At 46.2% G+C, this 16,049-nt stretch carries 19 protein-coding genes; 9 read left to right on the top strand and 10 right to left on the bottom strand.

What is annotated here, in order from left to right:
* Nucleotides 1-193 precede the first annotated feature (193 nt).
* Nucleotides 194-835 (bottom strand): cysteine hydrolase family protein, encoded by a 642-nt coding sequence (locus ACO0K1_RS13435; RefSeq protein WP_423026520.1) that lies wholly within the window; start codon nucleotides 833-835, stop codon nucleotides 194-196.
* Nucleotides 836-994: 159 nt separating this feature from the next.
* Here ACO0K1_RS13435 and ACO0K1_RS13430 point away from each other — a divergent pair, with 159 nt between their 5' ends.
* The 3 genes from ACO0K1_RS13430 (at nucleotide 995) to ACO0K1_RS13420 (ending at nucleotide 4,132) form a co-directional block, all read left to right on the top strand.
* Nucleotides 995-1,993: a GlxA family transcriptional regulator gene (locus ACO0K1_RS13430; protein WP_423026518.1), complete on the top strand. Its 999-nt coding sequence runs from the start codon at nucleotides 995-997 to the stop codon at nucleotides 1,991-1,993.
* Between the two features lie 92 nt (nucleotides 1,994-2,085).
* On the top strand, nucleotides 2,086-2,937 hold the full coding sequence (locus tag ACO0K1_RS13425; protein ID WP_423026516.1) for an MOSC domain-containing protein: 852 nt from the start codon (nucleotides 2,086-2,088) through the stop codon (nucleotides 2,935-2,937).
* Nucleotides 2,938-2,992: 55 nt separating this feature from the next.
* Nucleotides 2,993-4,132, top strand: coding sequence for a GGDEF domain-containing protein (locus ACO0K1_RS13420; protein WP_423026514.1), 1,140 nt, complete (start codon nucleotides 2,993-2,995; stop codon nucleotides 4,130-4,132).
* 49 nt (nucleotides 4,133-4,181) lie between these two features.
* Here the strand turns inward: ACO0K1_RS13420 and ACO0K1_RS13415 are convergent, their stop codons facing one another.
* The 3 genes from ACO0K1_RS13415 to rsmD form a co-directional block, all read right to left on the bottom strand.
* Complete coding sequence (locus tag ACO0K1_RS13415; protein ID WP_423026512.1) at nucleotides 4,182-4,439, bottom strand: YfhL family 4Fe-4S dicluster ferredoxin; 258 nt, start codon at nucleotides 4,437-4,439, stop codon at nucleotides 4,182-4,184.
* 82 nt (nucleotides 4,440-4,521) lie between these two features.
* Nucleotides 4,522-5,016, bottom strand: a complete 495-nt coding sequence (gene coaD, locus ACO0K1_RS13410) for a pantetheine-phosphate adenylyltransferase (protein WP_186913515.1) — start codon at nucleotides 5,014-5,016, stop codon at nucleotides 4,522-4,524.
* 85 nt (nucleotides 5,017-5,101) lie between these two features.
* Nucleotides 5,102-5,731, bottom strand: a complete 630-nt coding sequence (gene rsmD / locus ACO0K1_RS13405) for a 16S rRNA (guanine(966)-N(2))-methyltransferase RsmD (RefSeq protein ID WP_423026510.1) — start codon at nucleotides 5,729-5,731, stop codon at nucleotides 5,102-5,104.
* A gap of 116 nt (nucleotides 5,732-5,847) precedes the next feature.
* Between rsmD and ftsY the strand changes: the two genes are divergently transcribed.
* The 5 genes from ftsY to ACO0K1_RS13380 all read left to right on the top strand — a co-directional run bounded on the left by ftsY (nucleotide 5,848) and on the right by ACO0K1_RS13380 (nucleotide 10,809).
* On the top strand, nucleotides 5,848-6,939 hold the full coding sequence (gene ftsY, locus ACO0K1_RS13400; protein WP_423026529.1) for a signal recognition particle-docking protein FtsY: 1,092 nt from the start codon (nucleotides 5,848-5,850) through the stop codon (nucleotides 6,937-6,939).
* 29 nt (nucleotides 6,940-6,968) lie between these two features.
* Entirely contained in the window at nucleotides 6,969-7,646 is a 678-nt protein-coding gene (locus tag ACO0K1_RS13395) for a cell division ATP-binding protein FtsE (protein WP_423026508.1), read from the top strand.
* A gap of 23 nt (nucleotides 7,647-7,669) precedes the next feature.
* Nucleotides 7,670-8,584 (top strand): cell division protein FtsX, encoded by a 915-nt coding sequence (locus tag ACO0K1_RS13390; RefSeq protein ID WP_423026505.1) that lies wholly within the window; start codon nucleotides 7,670-7,672, stop codon nucleotides 8,582-8,584.
* A 329-nt stretch (nucleotides 8,585-8,913) separates the two neighbouring features.
* Nucleotides 8,914-9,804 carry an RNA polymerase sigma factor RpoH gene (gene rpoH / locus ACO0K1_RS13385; protein ID WP_423026503.1) on the top strand — a complete coding sequence of 297 codons (891 nt, stop codon included), beginning with the start codon at nucleotides 8,914-8,916 and terminating at the stop codon, nucleotides 9,802-9,804.
* Between the two features lie 231 nt (nucleotides 9,805-10,035).
* Nucleotides 10,036-10,809 (top strand): substrate-binding periplasmic protein, encoded by a 774-nt coding sequence (locus ACO0K1_RS13380; protein WP_423026501.1) that lies wholly within the window; start codon nucleotides 10,036-10,038, stop codon nucleotides 10,807-10,809.
* Between the two features lie 38 nt (nucleotides 10,810-10,847).
* On the opposite strand, the gene ACO0K1_RS13375 is transcribed toward ACO0K1_RS13380, so the two are convergent.
* The 5 genes from ACO0K1_RS13375 to ACO0K1_RS13355 are packed head-to-tail and all read right to left on the bottom strand — an operon-like array spanning nucleotide 10,848 to nucleotide 14,795.
* Entirely contained in the window at nucleotides 10,848-11,435 is a 588-nt protein-coding gene (locus tag ACO0K1_RS13375) for an SCO family protein (protein WP_423026499.1), read from the bottom strand.
* Nucleotides 11,436-11,437: 2 nt separating this feature from the next.
* Entirely contained in the window at nucleotides 11,438-12,322 is an 885-nt protein-coding gene (cyoE, locus tag ACO0K1_RS13370; RefSeq protein ID WP_423026497.1) for a heme o synthase, read from the bottom strand.
* 1 nt (nucleotide 12,323) lies between these two features.
* The gene (locus ACO0K1_RS13365) at nucleotides 12,324-13,406 is read right to left on the bottom strand and encodes a COX15/CtaA family protein (RefSeq protein ID WP_423026495.1); all 1,083 of its coding nucleotides are present in this window, start codon (nucleotides 13,404-13,406) and stop codon (nucleotides 12,324-12,326) included.
* Nucleotides 13,407-13,408: 2 nt separating this feature from the next.
* Nucleotides 13,409-14,047 carry an SCO family protein gene (locus ACO0K1_RS13360; protein ID WP_423026493.1) on the bottom strand — a complete coding sequence of 213 codons (639 nt, stop codon included), beginning with the start codon at nucleotides 14,045-14,047 and terminating at the stop codon, nucleotides 13,409-13,411.
* Nucleotides 14,031-14,795 carry an SURF1 family protein gene (locus ACO0K1_RS13355; RefSeq protein ID WP_423026491.1) on the bottom strand — a complete coding sequence of 255 codons (765 nt, stop codon included), beginning with the start codon at nucleotides 14,793-14,795 and terminating at the stop codon, nucleotides 14,031-14,033. The genes ACO0K1_RS13360 and ACO0K1_RS13355 overlap by 17 nt, the downstream gene beginning before the upstream one ends.
* A 69-nt stretch (nucleotides 14,796-14,864) precedes the next feature.
* On the opposite strand from ACO0K1_RS13355, the gene ACO0K1_RS13350 reads away from it, so the two are divergent.
* Nucleotides 14,865-15,065, top strand: a complete 201-nt coding sequence (locus ACO0K1_RS13350) for a twin transmembrane helix small protein (RefSeq protein ID WP_423026489.1) — start codon at nucleotides 14,865-14,867, stop codon at nucleotides 15,063-15,065.
* Nucleotides 15,066-15,173: 108 nt separating this feature from the next.
* On the opposite strand, the gene ACO0K1_RS13345 is transcribed toward ACO0K1_RS13350, so the two are convergent.
* On the bottom strand, nucleotides 15,174-16,034 hold the full coding sequence (locus ACO0K1_RS13345; protein WP_423026487.1) for a cytochrome c oxidase subunit 3: 861 nt from the start codon (nucleotides 16,032-16,034) through the stop codon (nucleotides 15,174-15,176).
* Nucleotides 16,035-16,049 lie beyond the last annotated feature (15 nt).

The raw sequence follows: 16,049 nt of genomic DNA, 5'->3' as shown, positions 1-16,049 counted from the left end.
GGGTGAGATGTGTGTAGTTCATTATGCAATTTCGACTGGCCGGTCAAAAAGGCACAAATGCTATCGCATCTTGCCCTCATTAACCGGTACCGTTCATAAATTGCACTTCATCCTAGAATTCGCCAAAAAATAAAAATAAAAAAATAAAAATATTAAATATAAACACCAAAATAAGTAGCAATACCGATAGTCATTAAGCTATCTGTTCCCTCGCGGCAAGATGAGAAATCAAGACATTGCTTTTTTCTAATTTGCTTTGATGTTGAACGACATTGATCCACTCCCCGGTAGTACCAACAGCCGCGAAATTCGACTGAAACACGACATTAAAAACTCTGTGTATCTCTTCAGCACTCGCATAACCAGCCTCATTACGGTAAGGTAGCGCCCCAGTTGCATCACTCAATACTTCAACCGTATAGCCTTCATGTGCGGCCTGATAAATTGTGCTGGCGTTACAGTTATGCGTCATATAACCAACGATCGTCAGTGTGTTGATTTCCTGCGCTTGCAACCAAGTGCTCGCATCGGTACTAACAAAGCTGCTAGCCATATTTTTTTCAATCAAATGATCATAATGTCGTTGCTTGACTTCGTCGTGCAATTGCCAAGAATCGGAGCCCCTGGCGAAGATAGGTGATTCCTCTGGTGCCGAGTGCTGCACAACCAATATAGGAATACCGGCGGCCCGGGCCGCATCCATTGCAATACCGATGTTGCGCAACGAAATCGCAGGATCAGGATATTCGATCAGCATATTGCCGTTAAAATATTCGTTCTGAACATCAATGACGATCAGTGCACGTTTTATTAGTGAAGAATTTGGTGTGTTCATCGAAGGCTTTCTTTGAAAGGTTTCAGAAAAAAATGTTAAATGTGTCAGATGTGTCAGATGGGTCAGATGTATCAGATGTGTTAACGGGTATTATTTTGCGCTTTATTCATTCATCCCTGAAGTGACCCGATAGCCAATATACGATACAATCGGGTCACAATGAAAAACCTGTCAACATCCCAACCGCCCGGTGCAATTTCAATCGCAGTTCTTGCGTTTGATAGCATCAGCCCCTTCCACTTATCAGTGCCTTGCCTGGTTTTTGGTGAACATCATTGCGATACGCCATTACCAAAATTCAATCTCAAAGTGTGTGCCATTGCGGAAAGAAAAGGCGAACACAGCGTTCGTACGAATGCCGGATTTTCCATCCAAACACAACACGGTTTATCCGCTTTGTCACGTGCTGACATCATCATTATTCCGTCTTGGTACGACGATCTGCGCCCTGCTCCGCTTGCGCTCTTAAAAGTATTGCGTCGGGCGCACAATGGCGGCGCCAGGATTGTTGGTTTATGCCTGGGCGCTTTCGTTGTCGCGGAGGCTGGTTTATTACAACAACGTAGCGCAACCACCCACTGGGCAATGGCAAACGAGTTTTCTCGGCGTTTTCCTGACATTCAGCTTGATCCGAATGTCTTATATGTTGATTTGGGGGATGTGATAACGTCCGCTGGCACAGCAGCAGGGATTGACTGTTGCCTACACCTGTTACGTTCGCAATATGGCGCCGAGGCTGCTGCGACGATTGCCAGAAGGCTCGTGGTAGCACCGCATCGACAAGGCGGTCAGGCACAATATATTGAGCAAGCAATTCCAATTCTGGCCAGCGACGATCGCTTATCTAAGGTGCTTGAATGGATGTTGGACAATCTCGGTCACCCGCAAAGCCTGGATTTTCTGGCGCAGCGCGCACTGATGAGCCGACGCAGCTTTACAAGACATTTTCAACAAATGACTGGCACGACGGTCGGTAAATGGTTATTGCACCACCGGCTGGTGTTTGCACAACGCCAATTAGAATCCAGTCAGCGCGCCATAGAAGACATTGCGGTGGATGCTGGTTTTGGCTCGGGAATATTACTGCGGCGTTACTTTGCGCGCGAATTCACTATTTCACCCACCGCCTATCGCGCCCAATTTCAGGGTAAGGTTTAATCTGCAGATATATTCTTTCGCTACTTATGGTGATTATTGCATTAAAATAGTTCAACTCTGAATTACAACGACAAATTTTTACGGGATCTGGCATGCCGAGCATTAGTGAGTTGACGATTTATCCCATCAAATCCTGCGCAGGAATCGCTGTGTCCCAAGCCACCGTCACCGAAGCTGGGCTACGCTTTAACGGCGTACATGACAGAGAATGGATGCTGGTCGATTTACAGGGACAATTTATTAGTCAACGTGAATTTCCGCTCATGGCGCGTGTTCAATGCACGATCACGAATCAGCATCTTCAGGTCGATTTCGATGGCATGACAAGTCTATTGCTGGCTATAAACAACTCTGCTACGCCTTTAAATAATATTCCGGTAGTGATCTGGGATTTCGCTTTAAACGCCGATGATGCAGGTGATGTTGCAGCCGCCTGGTTCAGCCAGGTGCTTGGCACTGCCTGCAGATTAGTACGTTTTTCAGCACATGTGCAACGTTTTGCCAATACGGAATGGACAGGTGCTACGCTGGCGCCAACGCGTTTTTCTGACGGCTACCCTTTGCTATTAATTTCAGAAGCTTCACTGGAAGATTTAAACCAGAAAGCGGTAAATCAAGGACGCAGTGCAGTTCCTATGAATCGCTTCCGACCGAATATTGTGATTGACGGTATCGACGCCTTTGAAGAAGATTATGCGGCAAGCTTTGACGTGAGCAATCGACTACAATTACGTCCGGTGAAACCCTGCCCACGTTGTCCAATGCCAGCGGTTGATCAAAAGACGGGCATAGTGGGTGCGAACCCAGTGGATATTTTACAGCCGTATCGCGCTAATCCCATCGTCGATGGCGAGATTACTTTCGGTATGAATGTGATTGTTGATAGTGGTGCCGGCGCAACAATTGCGATCGGGGATGAAGTACAGATATCTATTGCCTTTTGATACCACATGGATTAGCTTGCATGTTTTGTACTTGTGCACTTTTAAAAGAAAATTGATGAACAGTACTGCGCCCTATTCAGCGACACATCCACCGTACGCTTCAGTACAGGATGAGTTGCGTATGGAAAATAAAATCCTGCGCTCTCGGCTGGAGGATATTCTTGCGCATGCACACCGCAACCAAAATATCATGGAGCGGCATCAGAATTTCGAATTACAGATTATCGGTACAAGTCACTTCCGCGAATTAATCATTAGTATTTTCAGTTCTTTGGCGATCACGTCCGAACTCGATGTAGTAAGCCTGATCCTCCTCGATCCGCGTCAGGATTTACAACAGATGCTGCATGATTTACGGATCAATTTACGCGAATTTCCGCATATGTTATTTGTCCGCAATGAACGTGAATTACAGACACCTTGCACCAACGCCAACAAACCAGTTTTAGGGCCTTACCAACGTCATTTGTACGAGCAATTTTTTCGCAGTTATAGCAAAAAACCAGCCAGTGTTGCGTTGATACCGCTCACACGTCAGGGTCGATTAATCGGTTATTTAAATCTCGGCAGTTTTACCGCCGAACGCTTCTTGCCGAGTATGGCAACTGACTTTATTCAAAGGCTCGGTTCCATCATTGCGATTTGCCTCGAAAATGTCATTAATAACGAACGGCTAACCTATATAGGTTTGACCGATCCGTTAACGAACGTCAGCAATCGTCGTTATGTCGAACAACGCACACTTGAAGAAATTGGCCGCGCCAGACGTCAGGGATATGGTATTGCCTGTATGTACCTGGATATAGATTTTTTCAAAAAAATCAACGATAAGCATGGCCATCAAGGTGGTGATGACGTGTTATGCGAAGTTGCGCGACGAATCAAAGCGGAATTACGTCTAAGCGATACTTTAGGACGTTTTGGCGGGGAAGAATTTGTCGTATTACTGATCAACGCAAATTTACAAGATGCGATGCTGGTGGCGGAGCGTATTCGGCGTAGTATCGCTGAAAAGGCGTTTCAATTATCCGAATCAGGTACGTGTCACTGCACCATTTCTATTGGTCTCACAACCGTTTCTGAAAAGATCAATCGGGGTGACGAAGTCGCCGTCTCAAAAGAAATGATTGCCAGAGCTGACCGCGCTTTATATGACGCCAAACGATCAGGTCGGAATATGGTGCGCTGCGAATAAGTCCAAGTCTGGACGAGGCAGCGGCAAATAGTTTACCGCTGGATGATCATTACTTTGTTTGCTCTGCTTGCAAACGCTCATACTTGGCCTGCAATTGCGCATTACTTTCGCGCCACTCCGGATTAAATGGGATGCAATTCACAGGACAAACCTGTTTGCACTGTGGTTCTGTGTAATGTCCTACACATTCAGTACATTTATGCGGATCAATCTCATAAATTTCTGGCCCCATGAAAATCGCGTCATTAGGACATTCGGGCTCGCATACGTCGCAATTAATGCAATCGTCAGTAATCATTAAAGCCATACTTACTCACTTCTCTTTCTACGCATCAGACTTAGCGGCCAGCCAAGTCTGATTATTACGCAACTGCGAACTTACGCAGTACTTATTTGTTTTCGTTGGCTGCAGCTACTTTTTGCTTTAACCAGCGATCAACTGACGGAAACACAAATTTGGACACGTCACCACCAAACATCGCAATTTCACGCACAATGGTGCCTGAAATAAATTGGTATTGGTCTGACGGCGTCAAAAATAAGGTTTCTACGTCGGGCAACAAATAACGATTCATGCCCGCCATTTGAAACTCATATTCAAAATCAGATACCGCACGCAAACCACGCACGATCACGCGCGCGTCGTTTTTACGAACAAAATCCTTCAGCAATCCCGAGAAACTTTCTACCCGTACATTTGGGTAATGGCCGAGCACTTCGTTGGCTATACTCAACCGTTCTTCTAGCGAAAAAAATGGCTTTTTGCTTTTGCTGTCTGCAACGCCTACCACCAAGGTATCAAACAAACCTGAAGCACGACGTACCAGATCTTCGTGACCACGTGTCAACGGATCAAATGTTCCCGGATATACGGCTGTGACCATCTTCACTCCCTATTTTCACTAATCGCATAATGATATGCACCAATTTGATCTGCCATTATGCCTGATTTTCGTGCACTTCATATTGTCAAATGCTGCGTTGCAAAATATGAAAATACACACTTCCTGCTTTATCAGCACGTATCAACTGCCAACCGCTGAGCAAAGATTGCATATTTTCATCGCCGTTTTCGGCGTCCAAAGCAAATTCTGACTCGACATACACGTAACTTTTGGAATGAATAATTTCAGTGCATAACGGCAATATTTTTTCTAACCAACTTTGCTCAAACGGGGGATCTAAAAAGATGACATCAAATTTTTGCCCCTGAGAAGCTGCATGAGTTACCACTTTGACCGCATCGCCACGCACTAGTTGACATTGGTTTGCCTGCAATTTGGCTTTGACCTGCTCTAACTGCTTGAAAGCCGGCGTGTGAGATTCAACCATCACTACCTGAGACGCACCACGGCTGGCAGCTTCAAAGCCCAACGCGCCGCTACCCGCAAACAAATCTAAACAAGTAATAGGTGCCCAATGCGCATCAACTAAGTGATTGAGCCAATTGAATGTGGTTTCTCTGACACGGTCGGGGGTTGGTCGTAAACCGTCGGCTTCGATCACGCTGAGCAAGCTGCGCTTCCACTGGCCGCCAATAATTCTGACCTGATGGGCGGCGCGTTGAGGAGATACAGGCTTTTTAGTCTTAGGTTTCATTGTTTGCTTGACACTGGTAAATCGAATTACTGTGCGTGGTCTGTTAGAATGGTGGCATTCTATAATACTTGGATGGGCAGTTGACAGCCATCCTTCTTCCGGCAAAATCATCCCAGATGTTTAGTTTTTTCAAAAGAAAACCCAAAGAAGAGCCAGTGCCAGCGGCGCAAAGCGTTGCCACACCTGCCTCTGAGAGCATTTCTCCCAATGCAGAAGCGACTCCGACAACGCCTGCGATCATTGACGTTGCCAACGCAACTGTTGCAGATCCGGTGCAGCGCAATGATCTTGCGCCAGCACCTGCAGAACAAAAACGCTCCTGGCTCACTCGATTAAAAGCGGGGCTGGCAAAAACCTCGTCCAATCTGACGACCTTATTTGTCGGTGCACGGATTGACGATCAGCTTTACGATGAATTAGAAGCTGCCTTGCTCACTTCGGACGCCGGTGTCGAGGCAACTTTATTCTTGCTGGATGCTTTGAAGAAGAAGGTCAAGGACGAAAAACTCACTGAAGCGGAACAAGTTAAATCTGCTCTCAAGTTTTTATTACTGGAATTGCTATCTCCCCTCCAAAAACCGCTTGAATTGGGTCGTCATCAACCATTGGTAATGATGATTGCAGGCGTTAATGGCGCAGGAAAAACCACAACGATTGGCAAACTTGCCAAGCATATGCAAGTGCATGGCCAGTCTGTGTTGCTGGCCGCTGGCGATACCTTCCGCGCTGCAGCCCGCGAGCAATTGACCGTGTGGGGCGCCCGTAATGACATAACCGTGATTTCTCAGGAATCCGGTGACCCGGCAGCAGTCGCCTTTGACGCAGTCGCATCTGCACGGGCGAAAGGTACCGATATTGTGATGGTTGATACGGCGGGCAGGCTGCCGACGCAATTACATCTGATGGAAGAACTGAAAAAAGTGAAGCGCGTGATTGCTAAGGGTATGGATGGCGCACCGCAAGAGGTATTGCTGATTATTGATGGCAATACCGGTCAAAATGCGCTGGCACAAGTCCGGGCATTTGACGACGCATTACAATTAACCGGTTTAGTCATTACCAAACTCGATGGTACTGCCAAGGGTGGTGTGTTGGCCGCAATTGCAAAAAATCGCCCAATACCCGTATATTTCATTGGTATTGGGGAACAAATTGACGATTTACAACCGTTTAACGCGCAAGAATTTGTCGACGCCTTATTTAACTAAAATAACTAAAGCACGTACATTAAACCGCTATGATCGAATTCGATAACGTCTCCAAACTATATGCTGGCGAGGCCTGCGCCTTGCGCAATATTTCTCTGACGATACCCGATGGTGAACTGATTTTTTTAGCGGGACCTTCTGGTGCCGGTAAATCTACGTTACTGAAAATGATTGCGGGCATCGAAAAACCGACCACTGGCCGTGTCATGGTCAACGGGCAAGATGTGAGCAAATTGAAGACGGGCAGCCTGCCTTATCTGCGGCGTAAATTGGGCTTGATTTTGCAAGATCAGAAATTATTAAATGACCGTAGTATCCTGGCAAATGTCATGCTGCCATTGATTGTCACCGGTGCGGCCGCCCAGGAAGCCGAATCGCGTGCACGGGTCGCGCTAGAAAAAGTAAATTTATTAGATAAAGCCAATGCACTGCCTCTGACTTTGTCTGGTGGCGAACAACAGCGGGTCGCCATTGCAAGAGCCATTGTCAATCGACCTAAGATCATTTTGGCCGACGAGCCTACCGCATTTCTGGATCGTGATAATGCGAATAAAGTGTTAAACGCCTTGAAAGCCTTTCAAAGTGCCGGCGTGACGTGTTTGATTTCGAGTCACGATGAACAATTTTTGGAGCAGGCGAGCCGTGTTATTTACCTGAGCCACGGGCAGATTACTGATGCCTGGAATTCCGCCAGTATCGCCGCCTGATCACGTACTTTCGAGGATATCTTATGACCATCTGGTTTCGTGAGCATCTATTTGCATTAAAAAGTGCCTACACGCATTTGCGTGCTGGTACGGGCAATTTCTTATTCAATGTCTTAGTCGTCGCCATCGCGCTGGCTTTACCGATCGCAGGTCTTACCCTAATTGAAAATATACGGCCGATTTCTTCGCAACTATCGATAGAACCAGAAATCAGTATTTTCGTCAGTCCAGATACGACACGCGAGAGTGCGACGGCTCTTTCCATACCAATCAAGCGCCTGCTCAAACAAGATTCGATTAGCGGCAAATTGGCATTTATTCCAAAAGAAAAAGCGCTGGCAACGATGCAAGATTCATCCAGTCTTGCTGAAGTGCTGTCCACCTTGGGTGGCAATCCATTACCGGACGCTTATGTGTTGTCGCTTTCTAACAACGATTCTGAAAAACTGGATAGCTTGGTTGAACAATTAAAGTCTTTGCAAGATGTTGATGTGGTGCAAGTCGATTCCGCCTGGGTAAAACGATTGGCCGCTTTAGTTCAAATATTGCAAATGGGTTTATTATTTTTGGCGATCACGTTGGGTGTGGTCGTAATTGTGGTTGTGTTTAATGCAACTCGCTTGCAAGTCATTTCCCATCAAGCAGAAATCTCTGTCACTCGTTTGCTAGGTGCTACAAATAGTTTCATTCACCGCCCTTACTACTATACGGGTGCCTTACTGGGTTTGTTAGCGGGTATTTTGGCTCTGGGCGGTATTGCAGCATCGCTACGACCACTTAATCAGGCGATTGCTGAGTTTGCCAAGCTGTATGCATCAGAGTTCCGTCTGACACCGTTGGGTATTGTTCCTAGCCTGGGTTTATTGGCCGTCAGCATGTTGCTGGGATTATGCGGGGCCTATTTATCTGTCCGCCGCCAACTCTCTCGTGCCAGCTAAGCGCGAATCTTCGAGAATTAATGCAACTTTTTATGGCTAAGTGACTCAAACAGTCATTATTTGGACATTTTTGTTACATTTTCACATCTTTATCTTGCGTGACTGTGGCCTTGTAGAGCGCAATTGATTTCTCGAAAATCAAGTTTCATGCACGATAAAATTGCTGTTAAAACATCTTTCCACGCGGCAAATTTTTCTTGCTGCAGAAAAATTTGAACATCAATTCCAACTATTAGCACTCTTCTTCAGAGAGTGCTAATATAAGGGCTTATATCGCTTGGTTTTAATATTTTTATTGAAGCTGGCAGCAATGAGGAGGAACCATCGCAATGACTTCGACACAACTTATCCCGGCAACAGACAGCACTGCGCTGGCATTGGGCTTTAGTGGCACGCTCGGAAATATTGACGCCTACATCTCAGCCGTTAATCGCCTACCGATGCTCAGCCATGAAGAAGAAATCAATCTGTCCACACGCTTAAGGGCGGAAAATGATCTCGGTGCCGCGCAACAGCTGGTTATGTCACATCTGCGTTTAGTCGTTTCTATCGCCCGCGGCTATCTGGGTTACGGTCTGCCGCATGCAGATCTGATTCAGGAAGGCAATATCGGTTTGATGAAAGCCGTCAAACGCTTCGATCCTGACCAAGGCGTACGCCTGGTGTCCTATGCGATGCATTGGATCAAAGCCGAAATGCACGAATACATCCTGAAAAACTGGCGTTTAGTCAAAGTGGCTACCACCAAGGCACAACGCAAACTGTTCTTCAATTTGCGCAGTCACAAAGAAGGTTTGGAGACCATGTCTCCGAAACAAATTGATGCACTGGCAAAAACACTTGATGTCAAACGCGAAGAAGTCATCGAGATGGAAATGCGTTTATCCGGTCACGATATTGCACTCGATGCGCCGACAGATGACGATGATGAAAAATTCGCGCCTATCGCCTATTTGAAAACGGAGTCCGATGAGCCAACCCGTGTTTTGGAAACTCGTCAATACGACCGTTTGCAAAGTGAAGGATTGGAAAGCGCGTTATCCAAACTTGACGCCCGTTCACGCCACATTATTGAATCACGCTGGTTAAAAAATGATGACGGTTCAGGCGCTACTCTACACGAGCTTGCCGATGAATATGGCGTTTCCGCAGAACGTATTCGTCAAATTGAAAGTGCTGCTTTGAAAAAAATGAAGGGCGCTTTAGCAAGCTACGCATAAAGCCACCTGCCTTCGAGCGGTTCAACAAAGCACTCTTCGGAGTGCTTTTTTATTTTTAAAAACAGAAGTAGCTTCAACGCCATTCAAGCCAGATGCCAATGCTGCACCAACGCACATTAAGATACCAACAGAGCATTTATTTGATTATCGAAAAACTTATTTGTCTCATTGACAAGCTAGATCACATTTCCTATTCTGGAAATTGCTTTCTTGAGCGGCACTCTGAGATAAATGCTGAATTTATCTTTCAGTCTAATAAATTTTAAGGATTTTATGGCTTTAGCCGCAATCGTTCGCCCACTGATACTAGTCTGTGGAATAACATTCTGCAGCTTGTTGTCTGCGCAAGAAGTCAGGCTCACGCGCGCGGAGGGTAACTGCGACCAGCTTATCGCCTCACTAATACTGACTGATATTTACAAGCGCGCCGGGCTAACACTGACAGTTCAACCTGTGCCAAACGCCAGAGCAACAATGATGGCAACCAGTGGCATGGTCGATGGCGAAGTCGCACGAATCGATACCTACGCAGAAAATAATCCTCCACTCCAAAGAGTAGACCCGCCCTATTACTATTTTACGGCTTCAGCCATAGCCAAATCGAATAGGGGTATCAAAATAAATAGTAAAGAAGATCTCAAAAAATACAGAGTCGGTATCGTCAGAGGAATCCTCTACTTAAAGCAGATGACAATGGGAGTAGAAAACCTGGAAATAGCCAATGGTCACGACAATTTATATAAAATGCTCGAGAAAGATCGAGTGGACGTCATTATCGATACTAGAATAAATAGCCGTTATTTCATTAAAAAATTCGATCTCAAAGAGATGGAACTGGTTGGTGATCTGGCACGTTTTGATAACTATAATATTTTGACGCCAGCGAATAAAAATTTGGCGCCGAAAATCTCCGCTACGATCAAATCACTTATCACTTCTGGTGACTTGGTAAAACTTCGAAAAAAATATGAAGAAGAATTTATGGCAAGTGGGATAGAACCGTAAATTACCTCTTCAACTTATCCTCAGATTAAATTTTTTAATTATTTGAGGAGCAATTTCAAGTCGTGCACAATCGGTTCTATGCCTTGACCATTTCGCAGGAACAAACGAATGTGGCCGTTGGTGTCAAACACATAACTGCCAGCGGTATGATCCATGGTGTAACTAGTCGCGGATTTACCAGGGACTTTTTGGTAATAGACTTTAAAATCTTTGGCGATTTTTTCCGTTGCGGCAGCGTCGCCGTACATCCCTAAAAAACGCGCATCGAAGTTTGGGACATAAGAAGCCAATAAAGCTTGCGTGTCACGCTCCGGGTCAATTGTCACGAAAACCACTTGCACCTTGTCAGCCTGGGAACCCAATTGTTTCATCACATTGGCCATTTCCAACATCGTCGTAGGACAAACATCTGGACATTGCGTGTAGCCAAAAAACATGACAACGACTTTGCCCTTAAAGTCTGCCAGCGTGCGTATTTTGCCAGTGTGATCGGTCAAGGAAAAGTCCTTGGCGTAATCAATCCCTGTGATATCGGTATTCTCAAATTTTTCGGCAGGCGCATTACATGCTGCCAGCAATGCCATCAGGCTTATAGTCAACAAGCGAACCAGAATTTTTTTTAACATGCTCAGAACTTCAGGTAATGATCAATCAACAAAGCAGCGAATAGCAAAGAAAGATAAATGATCGAGTAAGTAAACGTTTTACGAGCAAGAATGTCGGTGTAATTTCGATACATTTTCCAGGCATAGCTCAAGAAAATACCACCCAGCACCACCGCGCTGAATAAATAAATCAAGCCACTCATGTGTACAGCGTATGGCAACATGGTCGTGGCAAAAAGAGCGATCGTATAAAGAAAAATGTGCAGACGCGTGATTTCCATGCCATGTGTAATCGGCAACATCGGTAACCCAGAGCGGGCATAATCATCACGCCGATACATTGCCAACGCCCAAAAATGTGGCGGCGTCCATATGAAGATGATGAGTACCATTAACCAAGCCTGCATGGGCACATCATTGGCAACAGCGGCCCAGCCTAATGCGGGCGGCATGGCACCAGATAAGCCGCCAATGACGATATTTTGCGGAGTTGCTGGCTTCAAAATAATGGTATAAATCACTGCATAACCGACAAACGTCACAAAAGTCAGCCACATCGTCAGTGGATTGACCATTGCATACAGTATCCACATCCCTATACCGCCGATAACACCGGAAAACACCAAGGTCTGTAATGCGCTGATTTCTCCCTGCGCGGTAGCTCGGCGTGCAGTACGCGCCATACGTGAGTCAATCTCTCGTTCAACCAGGCAATTGACGGCAAACGCGGCCCCCGCCAACAACCAGATACCGATAGTCGCCGCAACAACAACACGCCAATCGGGTAGATCCGGGGTAGCGAGAAACATGCCAATAACGGCACAGAATACCGCCAATTGGGTAACGCGCGGTTTGGTCAAAGCCCAATATTGAGCAAGACGATTAGAAGGCAAACTGAGAGTTGTCATGTTAAATCACTAAACTTGCGGCACGGCTTGCATGCCTAACACGGTAGTTTAACATGGTCAGCAAAAGCACTAGCATTGCAGCGCCACCATTATGTAAAACCGCTAGTAATAAGGGCCATGAAAATAGCACCGTGGACACGCCAATCAGGCATTGCACAATAATCGCCATTAACAATTTCTTTCCTAACCCCTCAAAATTCGTTGTGTGTAAGGCACGCCATGCCACAAAGCTAACAACCGCTAATACGAGTAGCGCAAAATTTCTGTGCACCCAGTGTATTGCGACCAAAGCAGGAAACGGTAAATAGTCACCGCCAGCGGTCATCCCTAGCGGTCGCCAAAGACTAAATCCGTGTTCGAAATCCATATTTGGCAGGACCTGACCTTGGCACAAGGGATAATCTGGACAAGCAAGCGCCGCATAGTTAGTGCTAACCCACCCACCTAAGGCAATCTGTATGAAAAGTAGAATCAAAGCAAGCGTGGCGGGCCAGACCATTGGTTTGATATGGCTTTTTTTCATATGAACCGGGCTTGGATTGTGCTGCTCAAGCACCGCTGCTAGCAGCGCCAAAAGACTCATCCCTAGCAGTAGATGGGTTGTCACGATCACTGGCTGCAACTTGAGGGTGACAGTCCAGGCGCCGAATGCACCTTGAACACAGACACACAGCAATGTCGAGGTACTTAACCAAGGTGAAATCCGGGTAATTTTGCGGCGCGTCCACGCCAGTAAGACTTGCGCACAAATTAAAACACCAACGCTCATCGCCAAATAGCGGTGCACCATTTCTATCCAGGCTTTCTGGATCGTCACCGGCCCTTGCGGCAAGGCTATTTCAGCTGCTTTGATTTCCGCATGCGATAATAAGGGATTTGCCTCCCCATAGCACCCCGGCCAATCAGGGCAACCCAGTCCAGAATCGGTCAGTCTGGTGAAGGCACCAAACATGATGAGTTCAAATGTGAGTGCCAACGTGACCGCGACCAACTTGCGATGCTTATTCTTTTCTTTTGAAAAAAATACAATACATGCTGGAATCACCGCCACGCAGAGTGCAGTCAGAGCGAGTTGTAGCCACATAACTAGCCTATTGCCGAAGCACGTAAGAGCTTAGTCAAATCCTTTTTGATCAGGTTAGGATTTGCATCTTTAGGAAAACGCATCATCAGATTACCCAAAGGATCAATCAGATAAATATGGTCGGTAATTTGCGTCTCACCAGTCACCGGCAGCCAAGCCTTGAGGGCTTTTTCGTCGACATGCAAAACATGCATGCCATCATGTTCGCGCAATAAGGTAGTAGCGATTGGCTGCTCGTCTGTGAGGAGCCAGACGCGCTCTATCCTGTCCATATCTTTACCCTGCGTCAAACGAAGCTGCCGAACGTCAATTAATTTCTTTTGACAGGCATCAGCACAGGCAGCACTGTCAATACTCAGCATGATCCACTTGCCGCGATAGGCCTCTAACCCTGTTTTTTGCAGGGTAGTAGGTGTTGTATTTTCACCTAACAATTTCGCCTTCAGGTCAGGTGTAGGATATGCGCGTGGATCGAGAATCGTACCGTAATTAGTGCGTCCTGTTGGCTTGATGATGTAATACGAAATGTAGGATGCAATCATCGGTGCGGCACAGATCGCAATGATTAAAAATAATCTCCAGCGTCCTTTAACACGGTCAGGCATATTTGTAGAATGGGTGGCATTAACTGTTTGCTGCATTGTCGGTGTCTGCTTTGTTATTGATGGTTGATACTGTGTGTTTTCCACGACGAATTCCTGTCACTACAAAAAATAGGCATGCCATACCGGACAAGGCATACCACTGAAATGCGTAAGCTCTATGCTTTTCGGCACCCGCTGAAGGCAAAGGCCATTGACGCAAAAGACCATCAGGGGCATCCGAAGTTTGTTCGATAATCACAGACTCAAATGCTAAGCCTGTTTGCTTTGCCAGATTATTCAAATCAAGATTTTGCAAGATGGCAGCTGGCTTCAAAGGATCCGGCTGACCTAATTGCATCACGCGATCTAGTTTATCGTGAATCACGCCTTCAATCTCGAGAGACCCCTCAGGTGTTGTCAAAGCCGGCAATGCTTTTCTATCGTGTTGATTGCGTGCTTGCCAACCTCGGGCAACTAAAACATATCGCTGGGAGCCCTCGATATGAAACGGCATCAGCACATAGAAACCGGCATTTCCCTGCATCGGACGGTTATCCAGATACAAAGGCCATTGTGCAACAAATTCACCGCGTACGATAACTTTACTAAATATAGGTACTGATGATACGAGGCGATCGGCAGCAACTGGCAATGCGGATTGCCGTGCACGCTCGCTGATCTGTGCGGCTAGCTGCTCTTTCTCAAGTGCACGTCGCGTCTGCCACTGCGCCAGGCTAATACCTATGCTGACAACCACAACAGTCGCGACAAAGGGGAAAAATTTCAACCGAAAGGAAATAAACATGTCTACTTAACTAAAGTATTACAATGGAAAATTATTCACCCTAGTATGACGTCTTAGCAAAGTTTAAGCATGAAAATTCTCGTCGCTATCGCTTTTTTTCTGATTATATTCAGTATGGGCTCAGCCTTGGTTTTTTTAATGAAAGACAAGGGCAAAAGCAACCGCACTGTTAAAGCCCTGGCATTTCGTGTTGGCTTTTCAGTGACGTTGTTTTTACTGATCCTGATTGCGCATCACTTTGGGCTGATACAACCAACCGGTATCAGATAAGCCAACACTTTTTTTGACAACTATTTGATTTCAAACCTCACCGATGTCTCATGAAAAAGCCGCACTTAGTAAGTGCGGCTTTTGAGGTCCTGGCGCTTAATCAGTGATTTATAACCAATAAACGACGACGTACAGCGCCAACCAAACAACGTCAACAAAGTGCCAATACCAAGCTGCGCCTTCAAAGGCAAAATGCTGCTCAGGTGTGAAGTGTCCTTTCATAACGCGGTACAGCACCACTGACAACATAATTGCCCCCATAGTGACATGGAAGCCATGGAAACCTGTCAGCATAAAGAAAGTGGAACCATAAATACCTGATGTCAATTTCAGGTTCAGTTCGTGGTAAGCCTCAATATATTCATAGGCCTGGCAACCCATGAAAGTTGCACCTAACAAAATCGTTGCAAACAGCCAGAAAGCCGTTTTTGCGCGATGTCCCTCACGCAAAGCATGATGTGCAATCGTCAAAGTAACGCCTGAAGTCAGCAGCAATGCGGTATTGATTGTTGGGATAGGGAACGGCGTCATCGTTCTGAATGCGTCAATGGTTCCAGCCGGTCCGGTGTTACCCCATTGTCCGGAGAAGTCTGGCCACAATACCTTATGATCCAGATCAGCTAGCCAAGGCATAGAAATACTACGAGCATAAAACAAGGCACCGAAGAACGCGCCGAAGAACATGACTTCCGAGAAAATGAACCAACTCATACTCCAACGGAATGAAGTATCGATACGATCACTGTATTTTCCGCCTTCAGATTCAGCAATCGCGTCACCAAACCAGTTATACAACACCACTAATGTCAGGAAAATACCGACGCCATTAGCATATGGCCCCCAGTCTTGTCCATTGACCCAGGCCGATGCGCCAAACATGGTGAGCAATAATGAAAAACCCGCCAGCACTGGCCATTGTGATGGCCCTGGCACAAAATAATATGGCGCTTTCGCGTTTGAAGAACTCATTTCCATCTCCTGATG

Source organism: Undibacterium sp. SXout20W (genome assembly GCF_049340285.1).
Classification (GTDB): domain Bacteria; phylum Pseudomonadota; class Gammaproteobacteria; order Burkholderiales; family Burkholderiaceae_D; genus Undibacterium.
The sequence above is the reverse complement of the archived record's forward strand: the minus strand, read 5'-3'. Positions and strand labels throughout refer to the sequence as shown.

Excerpts from the sequence above, each read along its gene's own strand:
- ACO0K1_RS13435 (WP_423026520.1), bottom strand. The coding sequence starts at position 835 with ATGAACACACCAAATTCTTCACTAATAAAACGTGCACTGATCGTCATT.
- rpoH (WP_423026503.1), top strand. The coding sequence starts at position 8,914 with ATGACTTCGACACAACTTATCCCGGCAACAGACAGCACTGCGCTGGCA.
- ACO0K1_RS13350 (WP_423026489.1), top strand. The coding sequence starts at position 14,865 with ATGAAAATTCTCGTCGCTATCGCTTTTTTTCTGATTATATTCAGTATG.
- ACO0K1_RS13375 (WP_423026499.1), bottom strand. The coding sequence starts at position 11,435 with ATGTTAAAAAAAATTCTGGTTCGCTTGTTGACTATAAGCCTGATGGCA.
- ACO0K1_RS13415 (WP_423026512.1), bottom strand. The coding sequence starts at position 4,439 with ATGGCTTTAATGATTACTGACGATTGCATTAATTGCGACGTATGCGAG.
- ACO0K1_RS13360 (WP_423026493.1), bottom strand. The coding sequence starts at position 14,047 with ATGCAGCAAACAGTTAATGCCACCCATTCTACAAATATGCCTGACCGT.
- ftsY (WP_423026529.1), top strand. The coding sequence starts at position 5,848 with ATGTTTAGTTTTTTCAAAAGAAAACCCAAAGAAGAGCCAGTGCCAGCG.
- ACO0K1_RS13395 (WP_423026508.1), top strand. The coding sequence starts at position 6,969 with ATGATCGAATTCGATAACGTCTCCAAACTATATGCTGGCGAGGCCTGC.
- ACO0K1_RS13425 (WP_423026516.1), top strand. The coding sequence starts at position 2,086 with ATGCCGAGCATTAGTGAGTTGACGATTTATCCCATCAAATCCTGCGCA.
- ACO0K1_RS13355 (WP_423026491.1), bottom strand. The coding sequence starts at position 14,795 with ATGTTTATTTCCTTTCGGTTGAAATTTTTCCCCTTTGTCGCGACTGTT.
- ACO0K1_RS13365 (WP_423026495.1), bottom strand. The coding sequence starts at position 13,406 with ATGTGGCTACAACTCGCTCTGACTGCACTCTGCGTGGCGGTGATTCCA.
- cyoE (WP_423026497.1), bottom strand. The coding sequence starts at position 12,322 with ATGACAACTCTCAGTTTGCCTTCTAATCGTCTTGCTCAATATTGGGCT.
- rsmD (WP_423026510.1), bottom strand. The coding sequence starts at position 5,731 with ATGAAACCTAAGACTAAAAAGCCTGTATCTCCTCAACGCGCCGCCCAT.
- ACO0K1_RS13430 (WP_423026518.1), top strand. The coding sequence starts at position 995 with ATGAAAAACCTGTCAACATCCCAACCGCCCGGTGCAATTTCAATCGCA.
- ACO0K1_RS13420 (WP_423026514.1), top strand. The coding sequence starts at position 2,993 with ATGAACAGTACTGCGCCCTATTCAGCGACACATCCACCGTACGCTTCA.
- ACO0K1_RS13380 (WP_423026501.1), top strand. The coding sequence starts at position 10,036 with ATGCTGAATTTATCTTTCAGTCTAATAAATTTTAAGGATTTTATGGCT.
- ACO0K1_RS13345 (WP_423026487.1), bottom strand. The coding sequence starts at position 16,034 with ATGAGTTCTTCAAACGCGAAAGCGCCATATTATTTTGTGCCAGGGCCA.
- ACO0K1_RS13390 (WP_423026505.1), top strand. The coding sequence starts at position 7,670 with ATGACCATCTGGTTTCGTGAGCATCTATTTGCATTAAAAAGTGCCTAC.
- coaD (WP_186913515.1), bottom strand. The coding sequence starts at position 5,016 with ATGGTCACAGCCGTATATCCGGGAACATTTGATCCGTTGACACGTGGT.